Raw genomic sequence first — 19,414 nt, 5'->3', positions numbered from 1 at the left:
CATTATTGGAGTTATTAAATTTTCAAGATAGTTAAATTTAGACCAATTAAGAGAAGGTTTTCTGTGTATGTTAATATTGGTTAGGTATGAAATGAAAGACAATAAAGGCAATCAATAAGGAGACAAAAATGTTGCTTAAAAAAAGAGCCTGATATAGGTAAAGAACTATTGTATATAAATCATTAACAACGTAACTAAAAAAGAATAACTATGCGAAAAAATACATTTTTTGTATTGCTCACTATGCTCTTTTTGGGCTGGAATACTGTAAATGCCAACAGTAATTTCAGTACAAAATCAATCAAGCTGACAAGTGAGAATATTGCTCTCAACAAATCTGCTTCTTCAAGTTCAGGTGACGCTAATGCAGCCGTAGATGGTAATACAGGTTCAAGGTGGGAAAGTGCTCATGAGGATAATCAATGGATTTCTGTTGATTTGGGGCAGAGGTATGATATCACTCAAGTAGTATTGAACTGGGAAGGAGCTTTCGGTAAAACATATGATATTGAGGTGTCAGATGATGGCCAAAGTTGGTCTATTGCTTTTTCACAAACAGATGGAGCAGGTGGTATAGAAGATCTTCCAATTACTGCTTCTGGTCGTTTTGTAAGAATGAACGGCTTTACAAGAGCGACTTCTTATGGGTTCAGTTTGTGGGAACTAGAAGTATATGGTACGCTATCAGAAGTACAGGGGCCAACTATTTCAAGCATTAATTATATCGATGGATATACACATGATAATCCCTTGAATTATACAGAAGGTGAAGGATTAACATTGCAGGATGCTTCACGTAATAATTATGATTTTTTAGGTTGGTACCTGGAAGATAATTATAGCACTCAAGTAACTGTAATTACAGAAGAAACAACAGGTGATATAACACTTTACGGTAAATGGACTTTATCAGAAGGAGTACCTATCAATTTAGCATTGAACCAACCAGCTACCGCAAGCTCCGGAGATGGTAATGCCGCAGTAGATGGTGATTTAGGCTCAAGGTGGGAGAGTTCTCATGAAGATAATCAATGGATATACGTTGATTTGGGACAAAGATACGATATCACACAAGTAGTATTGAATTGGGAAGGAGCTTATGGTGATACCTATGATATAGAAGTATCTGATGATGCTCAAAATTGGACTGTTACCTTTTCACAAACTGAAGGTGTAGGAGGTATAGAAGAAATAACACTTACAGGAACAGGGCGATTTGTGAGAATGAATGGTTTCACCAGGGCAACAGGTTATGGGTTTAGTTTGTATGAGTTTGAGGTATATGGTACTTTATCTGATGAACAAGGTCCTACAGTTTCAAATATTAGGTTTATTGATGGTTTCGCTCATGATAACCCTTCTTCATATACTGAAGGGACAGAATTGACTTTATCAGATGCAACTCGTCAGAATTATGATTTTAATGGTTGGTATTTAGAGGATACATACACTACTCAAGTAACTGTAATTACAGAAGAAACAACAGGAGATTTAACACTTTACGGCAAATGGACTTTATCAGAAGGAGTACCCGTAAATGTCGCTTTAGGTAAATCAACTGCTTCAAGTTCTGGTGAGGGAGATTTGGCAGTAGATGGAGATTTAGAGACAAGGTGGGAGAGTGCTTTAGGTGATACAGAGTGGTTATATATTGATTTAGAAAAAACATATGATATCACATCAGTAGTGCTTAATTGGGAAGGAGCTTTTGGAAAAATATATGATATAGAGATTTCAAATGATGCTCAAAACTGGACAGTTATTCATCATGAAACTGATGGTCAAGTTGGTGTTAATTTGCATGAAGTGATAGGTTCGGGACGTTTTGTGAGAATGAAAGGTATTGAAAGAGGTACTGGTTTTGGTTATAGTTTTTGGGAGTTTGAAGTGTATGGAGAAGAGTCAGAAAATCAAGGTCCTGCTGTTTATACTATAACTTATACTGATGCTTACATACATTCAAACCCTTCCACATATGTCGAAGGTAGTACAGTAACATTACTAGATGCAGTTAGACTAGACTATCTTTTTAAAGGTTGGTTTTTAGATGCTGAATTGACAAATCAGATCATAGAGATTACAGCTACTTCAACAGAGCATTTGACATTATATGCAAAATGGGAAATAGATCCCAATGCTCCTGTTTTAATTTCACTAAATAAACCGTCAATATCAGGAGCTGGAGATGCTTCATTTGGAAATGATGGAGATTATGAAAGTATTATGGAGTCTAACCTAGAGGATACAAGTACAGATTGGTGGTATGTAGATCTTCAAGGTAATTATGATATTGAAAGAGTAGCGATTTATTGGGAAGGAGCTTATGCGAGCAACTATGAAATACAAGTATCCAATAACGGGGAGCTTTGGACTACTATTCATCATCAAACTGAACCTGTTGTAGAAAATAACGGTCAACTAAAATTAGAACACATCTTCAATGTACATGGCACTGGTAAATATGTGAGAATATTAGGTAATGAGAGAGCGACACCTCATGGATTCAAATTCTATGAAGTAAATGTTTATGGAGAGGAGTCTACAGCTGAAGTTCCAGATAGTTACTCAATCACTTATAATGATGGTTATTTCCATAATAATCCAAGTCTTTACGAAGAAGGATCAACACTGACTTTTGAAGATCCACTTCGTTTGGATTACATCTTTGAAGGTTGGTACACTGATGATGCTTATACTACTGCAATCACAGAAATAACACCTTCCACAAAAGGAGAGCTAACATTGTTTGCAAAGTGGACTGCCACCGGAAAAACTTCAACAAATGTAGCGTTAGAGAAAAAAACACAGACAAGCAGTGGTAATGGTGAAGGAGCTGTAGATGGTGATATGGATACCAGATGGGAAAGTAATGGTACGGATGAAGAGTGGATATCAATTGATCTTGTAAAACGCTATGATATTGGACAGATTAACCTTATGTGGGAAGGTGCTTTTGGTAAAGAATACAATTTGGAAGTATCAGAAGATGGTGAAGCTTGGACAGTAATCCATAGTGAGAAGAATGGGAAAGTTGGTTTGGTAAATCACCCTGTTGCGGGTGCCGGTAGATTTGTAAAAGTAAAGGGAATTAAGAGAGGCACAGGCTATGGTTATAGTTTATTTGAAATAGAGGTGATGGGTACACTCTCTATTGATCAAGGGCCTGAAGTGTATACGGTGTCATATGTAGATGCTTTTACTAATGAGAATCCAAATAGTTATACCGAAGGAAAAGGTTTTGTATTAAAAGACCCAAGCCGTATGGATTATCTTTTCAAAGGATGGTTTCTTGATAGTGAATTTACCTCTCCAATTACAGAAATTACAGCTACAATGAGTGGAGAATTAACACTTTATGCAAAGTGGGAGAAAGATCCAAGTGCTCCAGGTTTGTTATCTCTGGATAAACCATCATATGCTGGAGCTGGTGAAGCTAGTAGAGGTAATGACGGAGATTATTCTTCTTTATTTGAGTCAAATGTAGCAGATAATACTACAGACTGGTGGTATGTAGATCTGTTGGGTTACTATGATATTGAAAGAATTATCATTCAGTGGGAAGGTGCTTTTGCAGAAGAATACCAAATCCAGGTTTCTTCAGATCTAGAAACTTGGTCTACTATACATACTCAAGTAGGACATGTAATTGAAAACGATCTGAAACACCAATTAACGTTACAAGGTACTGCTCGGTTTGTTAGAGTTCAGGGCGTAAAGAGGTTCATTGAAGATTGGGGTTTTAAGTTCTATCAGTTTGAAGTGTATGGCAAAAAGGCAGAAGGTAATTTTCCTGGAATTTTTGAAATCAATTATGTCGATGGATTTGAACATACTAACCCCTTGCGTTATGATGGTGGTGATGAATTTGTATTAACAGATGCAATCAGGGAAGGTTATGTATTTGGTGGGTGGTTCACAGATGTGGAGTTCTCAAATCAAATCACATCAATTACAGCCTCTTCAACAGGTGATATGAAAATTTACGGTAAGTGGTTAAGAATAAATACAATTAACTATGTAGAAGGTTTTGAGCATAGTAATCCTGCTACAGTTATTGATGGTGATGTAGTAGCATTACAGTCAGCTGTAAGAGAAGGATATATATTTGATGGATGGTTCTTGGATGAAGGTTTTGAAAATAGAATTGAGGAAATTACGATCACTAATTCTGAAGATATTACCCTTTATGCGAAATGGTCGATTGTATTATCTAACGGGATCTATGAAAAAGTCTCAATCACTTTCTTCCCTAACCCTGTGATCAATACATTGAAAGTTGATGGTACAATTTCTCAATTGATGATCTTCACAATAGAAGGCAAACTGTTGAAAGAATACAGAGTAATGCAAAAGGAATTTAATCTTTCAGATTTGCAGGCAGGGTTCTATTTGATCAGATACAAAGCCAATGGTCAATTTTATTCGGCAAAAATCCAGAAGAGGTAAAAAGTATTGACAACAATCGTTTTTGATTCTTCAAAACAATTTGAATAGATGTGTATACCCAATCAACTGTAATTTCAGTAATGAGAGTGAAGTGCTAGGACAGATCATAAAATGTCCTAGTGCTTACAGTTGAAATGATCAATGAAAATCAGTGTGTTTAGATAATGAAGAGAAGGATGAATCTAATTTTTAAACTTAATATATTTTATACTATTGTTTTATTATTTCCCCTTTGTACAGTTGGAAAGCAAAGAAATGAAGTAGTTCATCCTTCTTCTTTTGCTGATCAATATAAAGTAGCTGATCAGGAAATCGCATTATTTACATCAAGTACTTCTTCTACTTTAAAAGAAGTGATAGGAGAATATTCAAAGAACTTTCAGACCTATTCAAAAGAAAAATCATTAAGAAACAATGAAGAATACTGGGCTAAAATCTCACTGAAAACTTCATTTTTAAACAAACGACATTGGCTTTTTGAGTTGAAGAACAATCATTCAGATTTAGAAGTTTATGGAAAAACACAAAGCGACTCTACTTTTTTTATAACCTACCTTACCAAGGCAGATGCTTTTTATTCTTCACCGTTTACAAAGCCAACAGTTTTTTCATTAGAAAAACTTAATGATGTAGAAGACCATACTATAGTTGATTTATATCTTCATTTTATGAATGCTCATAACAATGAACTTTCTTTCGAATTACAACGTGATAATATCTTTTTTCAAGAAAATAATGAGCACCATTTTTTGATAGGTGTAAAATATGGAATTTTGGGAATACTGTTCCTTGTAGCATTGGCATGGGTACTTTTTCTTGATAGAAAGAAAACATCATTTATACTATTTTTGATGGGTATTCTGATTCTTTTTTTATCAAGCAACATTTATCTTTTTCAGTTTTGGTTTGATGCTGACTTCAAATACATTTTACTGATTCGTAATCTTTTTGTGATTTTACATATTGCCTTAATTCTCACAATCATACCTCATTTATATCAATGCAATTATAAGAAAGTTAAAACTCAGCATATTATTCTATTGTGGTGTGTTATTGCTTTAGGTTACCAAGGGGTTGAGAACAATTTTCTAGAAAATATATGGAGGCAATATTTTATCGTGTTGCCCATCGTTGTCATCGTGCTATTACTCTCATTTTACAACTACTTTCAAAAGATATTAAATAAGTCCGATATGGTTTCTTGTCTCTTATTGTTCATCACATTGATATATGAAATAATGAGAGAAAATGTAACCTCTATAGGAGACTTCTTTAGCCAGAATTCATATCACCTTTTAGTATTAGTCATTACAATATTGATTGGTTGCTATCAATTCAAAATAGAAAACAGCAATGTCATTACAGAGAAAAATAAAAAGGTGGAAAAGTTAGTATTCTAGTCCTTCATCTAATAGGATGGAATATATACTTACGCCTCTTCAAAAAACAAATAGGCTTCAAAAGCTAAATTTTTTAGATGAATATTTAATACAAATGAAAACAATGAAAAAACTCCTAATTCTGAGTTTACTATTGATCAGCAATATAGCCTTTTCCCAATCTAGAATGGTAACGGGTAAGGTGGTAGATAGTAATCAAAACGCCCCGATTCCGGGAGTGAGCGTAAAAGTAAAAGGTGTTACAAAAGGAACAATAACTGATCTAAGTGGTAATTTTAGTTTACTTGTTGAGTCTTCAGAAACTGAACTGTCTTTCTCTTTTATTGGATATAAAGAAAAGACAGTAGCCATCAATAACCAATCGACTATCAATGTGAGTTTGGAGGAGGATGTAGAACAACTTGACGAAGTGATTGTAGTAGGTTATCAAGTTCAGAAGAAAAGTGTAGTAACGGGAGCCATTGCTTCAGTAAAATCAGAAGATATTACACAGGTACCAGTACAAAATGCTGCACAATCTTTACAAGGAAAAACGCCGGGCGTATTAGTAACTCCAGTTTCAGGCCAGCCTGGTGCAGGTATTGATATTAGGGTGAGAGGTACAGGGTCAAATGGAGATAATACTCCTTTGTATGTGGTAGATGGAATTCAGATTGATAATATCAATTTCTTGAACCCTGCAGATATTGAATCTATTGAAGTACTAAAAGATGCGGCTTCATCTGCTATTTATGGTTCAAGAGGAGCTAACGGTGTTGTATTAGTAACGACCAAAAAAGGAAAAGAAGGTGTAAGTACAGTCTCTTATGATGGTTATTATGGTATTCAGGAGGCTTGGAGAAAAGTACCAGTGATGAATGCTCAACAGTATATGGAATTCCATAACGAGGGAGCAAAGAATGGAGGTGCATTATTACCATTTTCTGAGGATCAAATTCTAAACAATACAATTGATACAGATTGGCAGGGAGAAATATTCGAGCCAGCACCAATTCAAAGCCATAACTTACAGTTTTCAGGAGGATCAGCTAAATCAAACTATATGACTAGTATTGGTTACTTTGGTCAAGAAGGAATTGTTGCACCTGAAAAATCTAAATTTGAACGTTTCACTGTCCGTCTAAATGCTTCCCATAAAGTTTCTGAGTATTTCAAAATAGGTACAAATATGAGTTTTGTAAGGGAAGAATCTCAAGGAATTAATGAAAACAATCAGTTTGGTAGTGTTTTACAAAATGCTCTATTGCATGATCCTCTTACTCCTGTATTAGAAACTGACCCTTCTAAAATTGAGCAATATGAGAACATGGATGTTTTGCCAGTGAGAAATAGTAATGGTGACTTCTATGGCATATCAGATAGATCATTACGTGAGATAGTTAATCCGTTAGCAAGTATTGAAAATACCTATGGGGAGAATAAGAATAACAAGTTTATAGGGAACATGTTTTTGGAATTAACACCAGGTATTGAAGGTTTATCTATTAAAACAGACTTGGGAGTAGATGTAGGAAACTGGTATGGCAGAGGTTATTCGCCTGAAGCGTATTATAATAATGTGACTTATGCAGATGCATCAAGAGTAAACCAATATCAAGGTACTTATACTACATTACAATGGGAGAATATTATTTCATATAGTAAAAAAATCAATGACCATAAATTGAGCTTTTTAGCAGGAAATACTGTAAGAACTTGGGAGTCTGAAGACAATTCTTCTTCAAGAACAAATATGCAGATCAATGGTTGGGATTATGCATGGGTAAACAATGGTACAGCTGATAGAACACAAGGAGCTGGTGGTGGTATGGCACAGCATGGTTTAGTCTCTTACTTTGGTAGAGCATCATATGATTATAAAGAAAAGTATTTACTTTCAGTAATTGCCCGATATGATGGTTCATCAAGGTTTGGTGCAGCCAATAAATTCGGTTTTTTCCCTTCAGTACAGGCAGGTTGGATTCTTTCACAAGAGAATTTCTTAAAGTATAACGAGACAGTGAACTTTTTAAAACTAAGAGCATCATGGGGTAGAGTAGGTAATGAGAGAATTGGAGATTTTGGTTATCTAGAGTTATTTGATCAAACTCCACCATATTCTTATGGTAACGGAGAAAATCAAAGCTTGAACCCAGGTTATGGTATTACTAGAATGCCGAACCCTAACTTGAAGTGGGAGACTGCCGAAGAGATAAATATGGGTATTGACGCAGGTTTCTTCAACGATGCATTAACTGCTTCAATAGACCTTTATTCACGTCAAAGAAAAGACCTTTTAGGTACTAAGCCTGTACCTGCTTTTACAGGTGTGGGAGGACCTATTTTCAACTTAGGTACAGTAAATAATCAAGGTATTGAAGTTGCATTGACATATTCCAAACGTAAGGGCGAATTTACATATGATATCACAGGAAACTTTGCATACAATGATAATAAAATGGTTGAAGTGGCGAATGAAGACGGCAGGTTTACAGGTCCATCTATGCACTTTGGAGAAGGACAGCTTATGATTCAAGAAGGTCATGCTATGCCGTTTTACTTTGGATGGAAAACAGATGGAATTCTTCAAAACCAAGCTGAAGCAGATGCTTATAATGAAATGTTCAACAAAGACGGTAATGATAAAGCAGTACCTGGTGATATCCGTTTTGTAGACTTGAATGGAGATGGTGTTATTGATAATGATGACAGAACAAATATTGGATCACCCGTTCATTCATGGATGTATGGTTTGAATATACGAATGGAATATAAAGGTTTTGATTTTGCCATGTTTTGGCAAGGTCAAGCAGGAGGGAAATTGATCAACGGTAATCAGCGAATCGACCTTACTAAAGCACAGAATTACCCTATACGTTATCTAGATAGATGGACAGGTGAAGGCTCAACAAACAATTTCCCTATTTTCTCTTACGAGGATAACAATAGAAACTTCATTCGTCTAAATGATATGGTACATGTGGAAGATGCTTCTTATTTACGTCTTAGAAACATACAGATTGGATATACTATGCCACAACGATTGAGTAATGCATTAGGAATGAGCAAGCTTAGAGTTTATGTGTCAGGCAATAATTTATTGACTTTCACAGAATACTCAGGAATGGACCCAGAAGTTGGTCATGGCGGTATCTGGACAGGTTATGATTATGGTTCATATCCACAGGCTAAATCGTACTTATTAGGATTAAATATTTCTTTCTAACAAATCGAATCATGAGACTTAAAAATATATTAATTGCCGGTGTAGCAACAGTAATGTCGGTAACTTCATGTCACAGTGTCTTGGATGTAAATCCAACGCAATCACAAACGGCGGGAACTTATTTTTCTACTTCAAAAGAAGCACAGCAAGCCCTGTTTGGAGTATATGAAAAATTGAGATCAGATTATAATAATACTGTTCCAAACAGTAACCCAATTATGGAAGCAGCATTAGGAGATGATGCTCATATTGGAGGGTCCCCAGATGGTAATGATATGCTTACTTTACAACGAATGAGCAATTTTAAGGCATTTACAAATTCATCAACTGCTTTGGCTGCATGGAGTAAATGTTATGGAGCGATTCAGAGAGCCAATACTTTGCTTGCCAATTATGATCAGATTAATTTCGTTGCTAAAGATGGCAATCTGAAGCAGACTATCCGAGGGGAAGCAACTTTTCTACGTGCACATTTTTATTTTGAATTAGTACGTTATTTCGAAAATATTCCATTGATTCTTGAGCCTCTTGAAGGTGATTCATGGACTTCCATTACACAAGCAGACCCTAAAGAGGTATATGCTCAAATTTCAAAAGATATTTTGACAGGCATTGCATTTATGACTGATAAAGTAGAACCTGAATTTGATGGGCAACTTACTAAATACGCCGCAATGGCCGAATTGGTAAAGGTATATATGTTTTACACTGGATATTATAATCAGCAAAGTTTACCTGTGGCAGGGAGTAATCCTATTACAAAAGAAGCTATCATTGATTACGCAGAACAAATTATCAATAGTGGTAACTATAAGTTGGAAGAAAATTATGCTGATTTATTTAATGAGAATGGCAATTTTTCAAAAGAGGCCATCTTCGAAATCACTTTCGTAAATACAGGTTCGGGCCACTGGGGAGACTGGTCATTTGGAAGTATTTATTGTCAAATGTCTGGGCCTAGAGAACATTCAAGTAACCGCTTGGCTCCTGGGTGGGGATTGTTTGCTCCCTCAAGAGAACTAGAAGCACAGTTTGAAGAAGGAGATATAAGAAAGCCTGCTACCATTGTTTACGCTAAAGATTTAATTGATCTTACAGGTAAAACTTATGAAATGAATTACCAGTTCACATCTATGCATTCTAACAAGTACACTACTCACTTCTGGAATAAAGCAAGTGCAGAGACACCTTTGAACTGGGGGCAGAATTATCATTATCTACGTCTTGCAGACATTTATTTGTTAGCAGCAGAATTATATGTTGATACCAACAATGGTAAGGCAACAGAATATGTAAATATCATCAGAGAAAGAGCGGGCTTAGGTTCTCTTTCAAGTGTTACTCTAGAAGATATTCAGCATGAACGTCGAGTGGAATTGGCCTTTGAAGGACATCGTTACTTTGATGTTTTAAGAAGAGGTTTAGCGGAAGCAGATAAAGAATTGACAGTTTCAAATTATCAATTGGTCCCTCCTACAGATACGGATGAAAAGTATATCAATAAAGCAGGATATAATTTTACAGGTGATGTTTCTCAAAATGGCGATCCATCCATTTTTGAAGTGACATTTGATCTATCTAAAAAAGGCTTCCTACCAATTCCTCAATATGAACTGGACTTGCATTCAGCTCTAAAACAAAATGAAGGATATAATTAATACATCGGAATAGTTGGTTTAAAAGTAATTCTGTCCTTTTGGTTCAGAATTACTTTTCCAATTTAATAGAATAGAATTATCATGATGAAAAAACTGAAACTTCCCTTTATTAGCATCTTAATTATATGTTGTTTCTGGAGTGTGACATCTTTTAAATCAGAAGAAGAAAGGAAGGAAAAAGCTATCTCAGAAATAATTAATAGTAGAATATCTGTAGATAAAAAGGCAGAAAAAATCCTTCAGAAATTAACACTTGAAGAAAAAGTTGGGCAGATGGCCCAAATCACGTTAGATGTGATTACAAAAGGTGAAAATGTATATGTCAGTGATGAGCCAATAACGCTGGACCAAAAGAAATTAGAAGAAGCGATTGTAAAGTATAAAATTGGTTCTGTTTTAAACACTGCAAACAATAGAGCAAGATCAAGAGAAAAATGGAATGAGGTCATCAAACAAATTCAGCAGGTCTCATTAAAAGAAATAGGAATACCTGTTTTGTATGGTGTAGATGCCATTCATGGAACTACTTATACAGAAGGAGCAACGTTTTTTCCACAGCAAATAGGAATGGCAGCAACTTGGAACCCTGAACTGGTTCAGAGAGGAGCGGAAATCACTGCCTATGAAACTAGAGCAAGCTCAATTCCTTGGAATTTTTCTCCAGTATTGGACATGGGCAGAAGTTCGACTTGGCCACGTTTATGGGAAACCTATGGTGAAGATGTTTATCTCACTTCTCAAATGGGAGTAGCAGCAATTAATGGCTATGAAGGTGTAAATAATGACTTAAGTAACCCTAATAAAGTAGCATCATGTATTAAGCATTTTGTAGGGTATGGATCTGAAAAGTCAGGAAAAGATAGAACTCCTTCTTATTTACCTGAGATAGAATTGAGAGAACATTATTTACCTTCTTACAAAGCTGCAATTGATGCAGGAGCACAAACCATAATGATCAATTCAGGAATCATTAATGGTACACCTGCTCACGCTGATTTTAATTTATTGACTACGTTGCTTCGTAGTGAATTAGGTTTCAAAGGGGTAGTGGTAACGGACTGGGCTGATATTCAGAACTTACATAACCGTGATAAAATTGCTGATACTCACAAAGAAGCTGTAAAAAAAGCAATTAATGCAGGTATTGATATGTCTATGATTCCTTATGATTTCAATTTTACAACTCACTTGATTGATCTAGTCAATGAAGGGGAAGTGTCAATTAATAGAATTGATGATGCAGTACAACGTATACTTAAGTTGAAAATCAATCTAGGTTTATTTGAGACACCATATCCAAAAGTGGAAGAGTACCCTGATTTTGGAAGTAAAGATCATGAAAAAGTAGCGTATGATGCGGCTGTAGAATCCATCACTTTATTGAAAAATGAAGAAGACTTACTGCCATTGAAAAGAGGAGCGAAAATTTTAGTGACAGGTCCCAATGCAAACTCTATGCGTACATTGAATGGAGGTTGGACTTACTCTTGGCAGGGTGAAAAGGTAGAGCAATTTGCTCAGGGTTATAATACCATATTTGACGCAGTAAAAAACAAATTTGGACATGATAAAGTCACTTTTGTGGCAGGTGTAGAATACAATCATTATGGTCAATATTTTGAAGAAATGAATATTGATATAGAAGCAGCTGTTGATGCAGCAAAGTCAAATGATGTAATTCTTCTTTGCTTAGGTGAAAATTCATATACAGAATCAGTAGGGAATTTGCATGACCTGTATATTTCTCAAAACCAGAGAGCATTAGCAGAAGCGATGGCTGCAACAGGAAAACCTGTAATTTTAATACTAAATGAAGGACGTCCTAGGTTGATCTCTCAGTTTAATATGAAAATGAATGCTATTGTTCAAACTTATCTACCTGGTAATTTTGGAGGCGATGCTTTAGCAAGTATTCTAATAGGAGAAAACAACCCGAGTGGAAAATTACCTTACTCTTATCCTATGTACCCTAATGCATTGGGAACTTATGACCATAAGCCTTCTGAAGCACAAGAAAAAATGCAAGGTATGTACGATTACAATTCTTCTTTACCTTTCCAATTTCCATTTGGGTTTGGTTTAAGTTATACTACTTTCGAGTATTCTGAATTATTACTTTCTAAAAAAGAGATCGATCCAGATGAAAGTGTTAATGTTCAGGTGAAAGTAAAAAACACGGGTGATGTTGAAGGAAAAGAGGTAGTTCAGCTTTATGTAAAAGACCTTTATGCTTCTATAACTCCAGATAATAAACGTTTGAGAAAGTTTAAAAAAATCAACTTAAAGCCTGGAGAATCAAAAGTAGTTAATTTTAAACTAAGAGCTGATGAACTTGCTTTTGTTGGGGCAGATTTGAAGAAAACGGTAGAAAAAGGAGATTTTAAATTGATGATTGCTGATCAGTTTGAAATGTTTAAGGTAAGTGAGATGAAAAAGTATCAATAAAATAGTTTAGATAAGTCAAAGAGAAGGTGAGTATTCAGTGTTATCAGAGTATTCATCTTCTTATTGATAGTTGATTTGGAAATATTGAAATTGTTACTTAAAATAGCCTAATTAGTAAGACAGCATAGTGTTTTCTTATTACTTAATAATAAAATGATAACTTTCGTTTTACTATTAATTTGTTGAGATGAAATAAGCCAATTACGGCAACTTTTTAAATAGATTTTTTACTAAATTAATGCACGTATCGAATAATAAATTATTATTGTTTTTCACCTTTTTCTTGTGCTCCACTTTATGGGTTTCGGGACAGGTTTCCACTCCCAATGTTATCAGTTTTGAAAAAGCAGATTATCAAGCAGGTAGACAAAATTGGGCAATTGATATTGATCAAAATGATATTGTTTATTTTGGAAATACTGATGGCTTATTATCTTACAACCATGGCCAATGGTCTTTGTTTCCTTTGCCTTCCAAAAGTCCAGTAAGGTCTCTTAAAGCAATAGGTGATACACTTTGGGTAGGTGGTAAAGAATTCGGATATTTTATTAAAGAAGAAGGAGTTTTAAATTTCCATAGCCTGGGAGTTTTGGATCACCGACATGTGTGGAATATTGAGTCTGATGGGGAGAATATTATTTTTCAGCAGGAAGACAAATTTGTAATTTATAATTTAGAAAACAAAACTACCAATACGCTTGAATATTTTAAAGGAATCAATACAATTACAAAGTGGAGAGGGCAAGTCTGGACTATACTAAAAACGGGTAAAATTGGTTATATCTTCAATAATACATTAAATGTGAAGCATGAATTTCCAGAACTTTATTATAAAGAAGTAAGACAATTATTTCAAAGAGGTACAGACCTTTATATTTTACTTTATAATGGACAGCTCTATAAATACGATGAAAACGAACTGACAGAAATCAAATTACCATCAACCCTTAAGGGAAAAACACTCTTTACTGCGACTTCTTATAATAATGATTATTACTGTATTGGTACGGTAACTGAAGGATTTGTAATGTTAGATAATTCGAATCAGATCATCAATGATGTAAATACTTCAGATGGATTATTGGATGATACCATTTTATCTATGAAAAGAGATAAAATGGGAAATGTCTGGTTAGGACTAGATTATGGAATAGCCAAAGTGGAACTGCAAAGTGCAATCTCAAAGCCCTTTACAGGTGCAGCTACTTTTTCAGTCGTTGACTATAAAGACAAAGTATACCTTGCCACAAACAAAGGTCTGTTTATCTCTAAAACGTATAAAGGATTTGAGTTGGATGAAAGTCTTTTAGGTCAGATCTGGAATCTCAAAAAAATAAATGAAGAGTTATTTATCTGTCATCATTCTGGCCTTTATATTTTTGATGGACAAAAGTATAAAACGATATTGGATCATACTGGTGTTATTGATATTGTGCAATACGGTAATACAGATCGCTACCTTGTTTCTACTTATAATGGGTTACAGAACTTTATTAAAATCAAAGAACAATATTTTTATGTCAATAATGTAGATTTATGGGGTGACGCTAAGTTGATTAATGATACCATAAATAATTGTGTTTGGGTAAATATAACAGATTCTGATGTTGTTCAGTTGAAGATGACCCCTGATTTTTCCATGGAAAAAAAAGTGTGTTATGGTATCAAAAAAGCGTATGATACGCATAATGGAATTATTTTTTCTGACGGTGAAAAAATCAAAAAGTATAAGGAAAAACAGTTTGTAAACAGTAAAAATAATCTTCTGAAAGATATCGATGCATCTCATATTGAAGTATTGGTACAAAATGCTAATGGTAGTGTGATTGCCTACGTGCAAGATGGTGAAGTAAGACTGATGCAACAATTGTCTGATGGGAATATACATTCGTATCAGACTTTATTAAAATCAATAGGGAAAGATTTAAACCGTGAAAATAATTTTCTAGATATCCAGAACAATACATTAAGAATAACTACTGACAGGGGTATTACTTATTTCAATATGAAAAATCAAGTACAGTTTGAACGTAATGACGTACCTGTTATTTCAAGTGTGGAGGTTGTAGGGAATGAAAACAGTAAACGTTCTTATCCTTTTAATACTAAAGAACTTACTTTTTCAGCAGAAGAGAACAATTTAAAAATTAAGTTATTTACAGATAAATACACCTCAGATATTGTAAAGTATAGATATAAGTTATCAGGTAATGATGAATGGTCTTCATGGGGAATATGGAATGAAGGAGTGATTTTATCCAATTTATCAGGAGGTGAATATAAATTGGAGGTTCAAAATAGAATAAATGAGGGTAAAATCAATGAAACAATACTAACTTTTGATATTGAAGATGTTTGGTACCATACTGCTTGGATTATTCTGCCAGCTACAATAATTCTGATCTTAATTAATTTTATTCTTTTCAGAATTAATAAATATTTCAACGAGAAAAAACTACAAGTACAAAAAGAAAACTTGGAACAGGAAAACGCCAAAGAACTGCTGGAATTAAAACAGGAACAATTGCTTCAATATATGGAAATCATTAATAGAAAAGATGCATTCCTTAGTAAGGTAAAAACGGCATTGGATAAGATGAGAAATAATGAATCCAATAAATGGTCAGCAATGATTGATGAAGAAATCAATCAAGAAAGAAAGGATGTCTTATTTTCAAATTTATTCTCAGAGGTACAGCAGGATTTTATTAAAAACATCACAGAAGCCTACCCTAAGTTAACAGCAAATGATATCAGGATTCTTTCTTTTATCCGCATTAATTTAAGCAATAGAGAGATTTCTAATTTGATGAATATCACTCCTAGAAGTTTGGATACAAGCAGGTACAGATTAAGAAAGAAAATTAACCTCGAGCAGGGTGAAGACTTGAATAAATTTATTAGAGAGTTTTAAGCAGGATCCACATCAATACTCACCCAAACCCTCTTAAAAGGTTTTTCCTCACGAAGATTATTCACAGCATGTTGAATCAGACTTTTTGCCTTTTTGAGGTCATAATTCTCACGCTCAAGTTTGATGAGAATCTCTGAAAGAAAATAATTTCTGATTTTGTTGATTACAGGCTCTTGAGGTCCCAAAATTCTGTTAGCCCCAATCCAATGTGTCAAGCGTTGTGCGAGCCATTCCGCTGATTCACGTGTGAGATCTTGCTTTTCACTTCTTACCGTAAGTCGGATCAATCGAGTGAAAGGAGGGTAGTGATATTGCTGACGTTCTTGTATTTCTTTTCTATAGAAATTAGCATAATCGTGTCTTGCTACTTTAGCAAAAAGGGTTTCATCAGGTGTTGTAGTTTGAAGAATTACAGTACCTTCTTTTCCCCTTCGTCCGGCTCTACCACTCACTTGGGTTAATAATTGGAAAGCTCGTTCGTGTGCTCTGAAATCAGGGAAATGTAATAAACGGTCGGCATCTAAAATTCCCACAACTCTTACATTGCCAAAATCCAAACCTTTCGTAATCATTTGTGTTCCTACCAAAACATCAAGATGACCTTGTTCAAAGTCGGTAAGAATTTGCTCATAACTATGCTTTCTTCGGGTAGAATCTAAATCCATTCTTCCCACTCGAAGGTCCGTCAGGTAGGTTTTTAAGCTTTCTTCAATTTTTTGTGTGCCAACCCCCACTGTTTGAAGGTGCGTACTACCACAATTGACACATGTTTTTGGTACGTGTTCCTTATAACCGCAGTAGTGACATCTCAATTCATTTTTATAAATATGATATGTCAAATTCACAGCACAACTTGGGCATTCGGGCACCCAACCACATGTTTCACAACTCACATAAGGAGAATATCCTCTTCTATTTTGAAATAAAATAGCCTGATAACCTTCTTCCGTTGTTTCATGCACAGCTTGTAGTAAATCATCCGAAAACTCATCTTTCATCTTGCGTTGTTTACGCATTTTTTTGATGTCGACAATTTTCACTTCAGGAAGTTGAGCACCACCATATCTTTCCGTCAAAGGTGCATAAGCATATTTCTTTTTCACCGCCAAGTAAAAAGATTCTAAAGATGGAGTTGCTGATCCTAAAATTATTTTAGCATGATGCAAGTGCGCTAAAACCAATGCCACATCTCTACCTTGATACCTTGGAGCCTTGTCTTGTGCTTTATAAGAAGAATCATGTTCCTCATCCACAACAATTAATTCCAGATCAGAGAAAGGAAGAAATAAAGAAGCACGTGTACCCACAATCACTTGATAGTCTCCTTCTTGCACACCCTTCCAAGTTTCTACTCTTTCATTATCAGAAAATTTGGAATGATAAATACCTAAAACATCACCAAAATAAACTTTAAGTCTGCGTACCAATTGACTTGTCAGTGCAATTTCAGGTATTAAAAATAAAGCCTGAGAACCATTTTCAATGACATTTTGAATGAGCTGTAGATAGATTTCTGTTTTTCCACTTCCGGTAACGCCATGTAGTAAACAAGTACCTTTTTCATTCAGACCCGTCACCACTTTCTGAAGACATTCATTTTGAGCTTCCGAAAGTTCAGGAGTAGGCATCATTTTATCGGCAATGCTTAATTCAAAGCGAGGAACTTGTCTTTCAAATTCTTCAAAAATACCATTCTTGGTCATTGTACCCACCGAACTAGCGGAAAGCGGTTTATTCTCTTTAATAAACTCACTTTTACTCACACCATGATAATTCGTCATCGGGTCCTCATAAACAGGAACCATAGATAGGTATTTCAGTAACGCATCTTCTTGTTTGGCTTTTTTGGCAATGATATCAAAAACACCATCCAACAAGGCTGTATTATCTACTAAACTTTGATGAAGACGGATTCTTTTCTCCATCTTCGGTTTATATTTCTCTTTGATTTTCTCTATTAAAAGAATCGCCTGCTTGGCAATTAAATCCTTTACTGCTTTATAAGGATTTTTGAGCTCTAGAATAGAAGCAACATTGGTATAAGGAATGGTTTGTTCTTTTTCGAGTAATTTCAGAAAAGTAAACTCACGGTCAGTGAGCATTTCTAAATTATCGTCGATAGAAAAATCAGGGTGCAACTGAATAAAAGACTGACTGCTCAATTTTAATCCAGAAGGCAACGCAATATTCATTACATCACCAATCGTACACATATAATACTCCGCCACCCATTTCCATAGTTTGATCTGATCAGGAGTCACAGAAGGAGTATCTTCCAACAACTCAAGAATAGGTTTCGGATCATATTCTTCAGGTCTCTTCTGATGGATTTCTGCAATAATCCCCGTATAGACTTTACGGTTTCCAAATTCCACCAGTACACGCTGACCTACCACTACCTCTAAATCCCAAGCAGGGGAAATAAAGTAGCAAAACGTCTTCGGTACAGGTACAGGAAGGATGATTTCTGCAAATTGATGTTTTTCTTCAAATAGAGACATGAAAGCGGATGATGTGTGAAAGGAGGATTATAAACGTTTACGTGGAGTGGTAGCTTGGAACTCTTTCAAGTATTCAGGTTCCCAATACGCCACATCTTTGAATTCCTCTTTCTTATAAAGTTCAATGGCTAATTCACCAATATATTGAGCAGAAGGAACAATGTTCTTGATCAATTTAGTTGATCGACCTTCAAATAATGGCGTACATTTCTCGGCGCCATTCCCAAAGTAAACCAATCGGTCAGTATATTCCGACAAGCTATTCTCATCCATCACCATCGGCTGAGGAGAAAGCTTTTCTTCCATATTAGAAGTATATAAAGCGGTATAGACTTCCATTCTTCGAGCATCCAGCATAGGGCAAATCAAATCTCCTTCATCAATAGAATAAGAAACTTGTAATGCCATAGATTCTAATGTACTTACCCCCATCAAAGGAATATCTAATGTATAGCACAATCCTTTTGCCGTAGAAGCCCCAATTCTCAAGCCCGTATAAGAACCCGGTCCCTCAGAAACCGCAACGGCCTTCAATTCCGACATTTCAATGCCCGCATTGTCTATCACATTCTGTATCATTACAGCCAAATACTCTGAATGAGACTTGTCAATATGCTGTTCATAATAAGAAACCAATTCACCTTCTAATGTATGTAATGCCACTGAACAAACAGTAGTGGAAGTATCTATGCTTAAAATCAAACCGATTTGAATTTATATCCTCGAAATATTTCAAATGCAAAGTAACTATACTTATTAATAAGATAGAAGGGTGGTTAGAAATAATTAATGAAAAACATCTGTAGCCACGTAGCCTGCTACGTTTTTGAGAGAATGTAGTTGTC

8 protein-coding genes are annotated in these 19,414 nt (G+C 35.1%); 6 read left to right on the top strand and 2 right to left on the bottom strand.

Features of this window, described 5'->3' with window-relative positions; all coding sequences use genetic code 11:
• Positions 1–210: 210 nt before the first annotated feature.
• From AVL50_RS16415 to AVL50_RS16390, 6 genes are all read left to right on the top strand, one after another.
• Entirely contained in the window at positions 211–4,446 is a 4,236-nt protein-coding gene (locus AVL50_RS16415; RefSeq protein WP_082795864.1) for a discoidin domain-containing protein, read from the top strand.
• Between the two features lie 176 nt (positions 4,447–4,622).
• The gene (locus AVL50_RS16410) at positions 4,623–5,846 is read left to right on the top strand and encodes a hypothetical protein (protein ID WP_157491368.1); all 1,224 of its coding nucleotides are present in this window, start codon (positions 4,623–4,625) and stop codon (positions 5,844–5,846) included.
• 103 nt (positions 5,847–5,949) lie between these two features.
• Positions 5,950–9,051, top strand: coding sequence for a TonB-dependent receptor (locus AVL50_RS16405; RefSeq protein ID WP_063850754.1), 3,102 nt, complete (start codon positions 5,950–5,952; stop codon positions 9,049–9,051).
• Between the two features lie 11 nt (positions 9,052–9,062).
• Positions 9,063–10,709 (top strand): RagB/SusD family nutrient uptake outer membrane protein, encoded by a 1,647-nt coding sequence (locus AVL50_RS16400; RefSeq protein ID WP_062617586.1) that lies wholly within the window; start codon positions 9,063–9,065, stop codon positions 10,707–10,709.
• Positions 10,710–10,790: 81 nt separating this feature from the next.
• A complete protein-coding gene (locus AVL50_RS16395) occupies positions 10,791–13,154 on the top strand; it encodes a glycoside hydrolase family 3 N-terminal domain-containing protein (RefSeq protein ID WP_253764295.1) in 2,364 nt (787 codons plus the stop codon).
• A 238-nt stretch (positions 13,155–13,392) separates the two neighbouring features.
• Entirely contained in the window at positions 13,393–16,068 is a 2,676-nt protein-coding gene (locus AVL50_RS16390) for a hypothetical protein (protein WP_062617585.1), read from the top strand.
• Here the strand turns inward: AVL50_RS16390 and priA are convergent.
• A complete protein-coding gene (priA, locus tag AVL50_RS16385; RefSeq protein WP_062617584.1) occupies positions 16,065–18,569 on the bottom strand; it encodes a primosomal protein N' in 2,505 nt (834 codons plus the stop codon). The genes AVL50_RS16390 and priA overlap by 4 nt on opposite strands.
• A 27-nt stretch (positions 18,570–18,596) precedes the next feature.
• Positions 18,597–19,271, bottom strand: coding sequence for a tRNA (adenosine(37)-N6)-threonylcarbamoyltransferase complex dimerization subunit type 1 TsaB (gene tsaB, locus AVL50_RS16380; RefSeq protein WP_371259041.1), 675 nt, complete (start codon positions 19,269–19,271; stop codon positions 18,597–18,599).
• Between the last annotated feature and the right edge of the window lie 143 nt (positions 19,272–19,414).

Source organism: Flammeovirga sp. SJP92 (assembly GCF_001583495.1).
GTDB lineage: Bacteria > Bacteroidota > Bacteroidia > Cytophagales > Flammeovirgaceae > Flammeovirga.
Note: the sequence above shows the minus strand (reverse complement) of the source record. Positions and strands in the feature narration are given on the sequence as shown.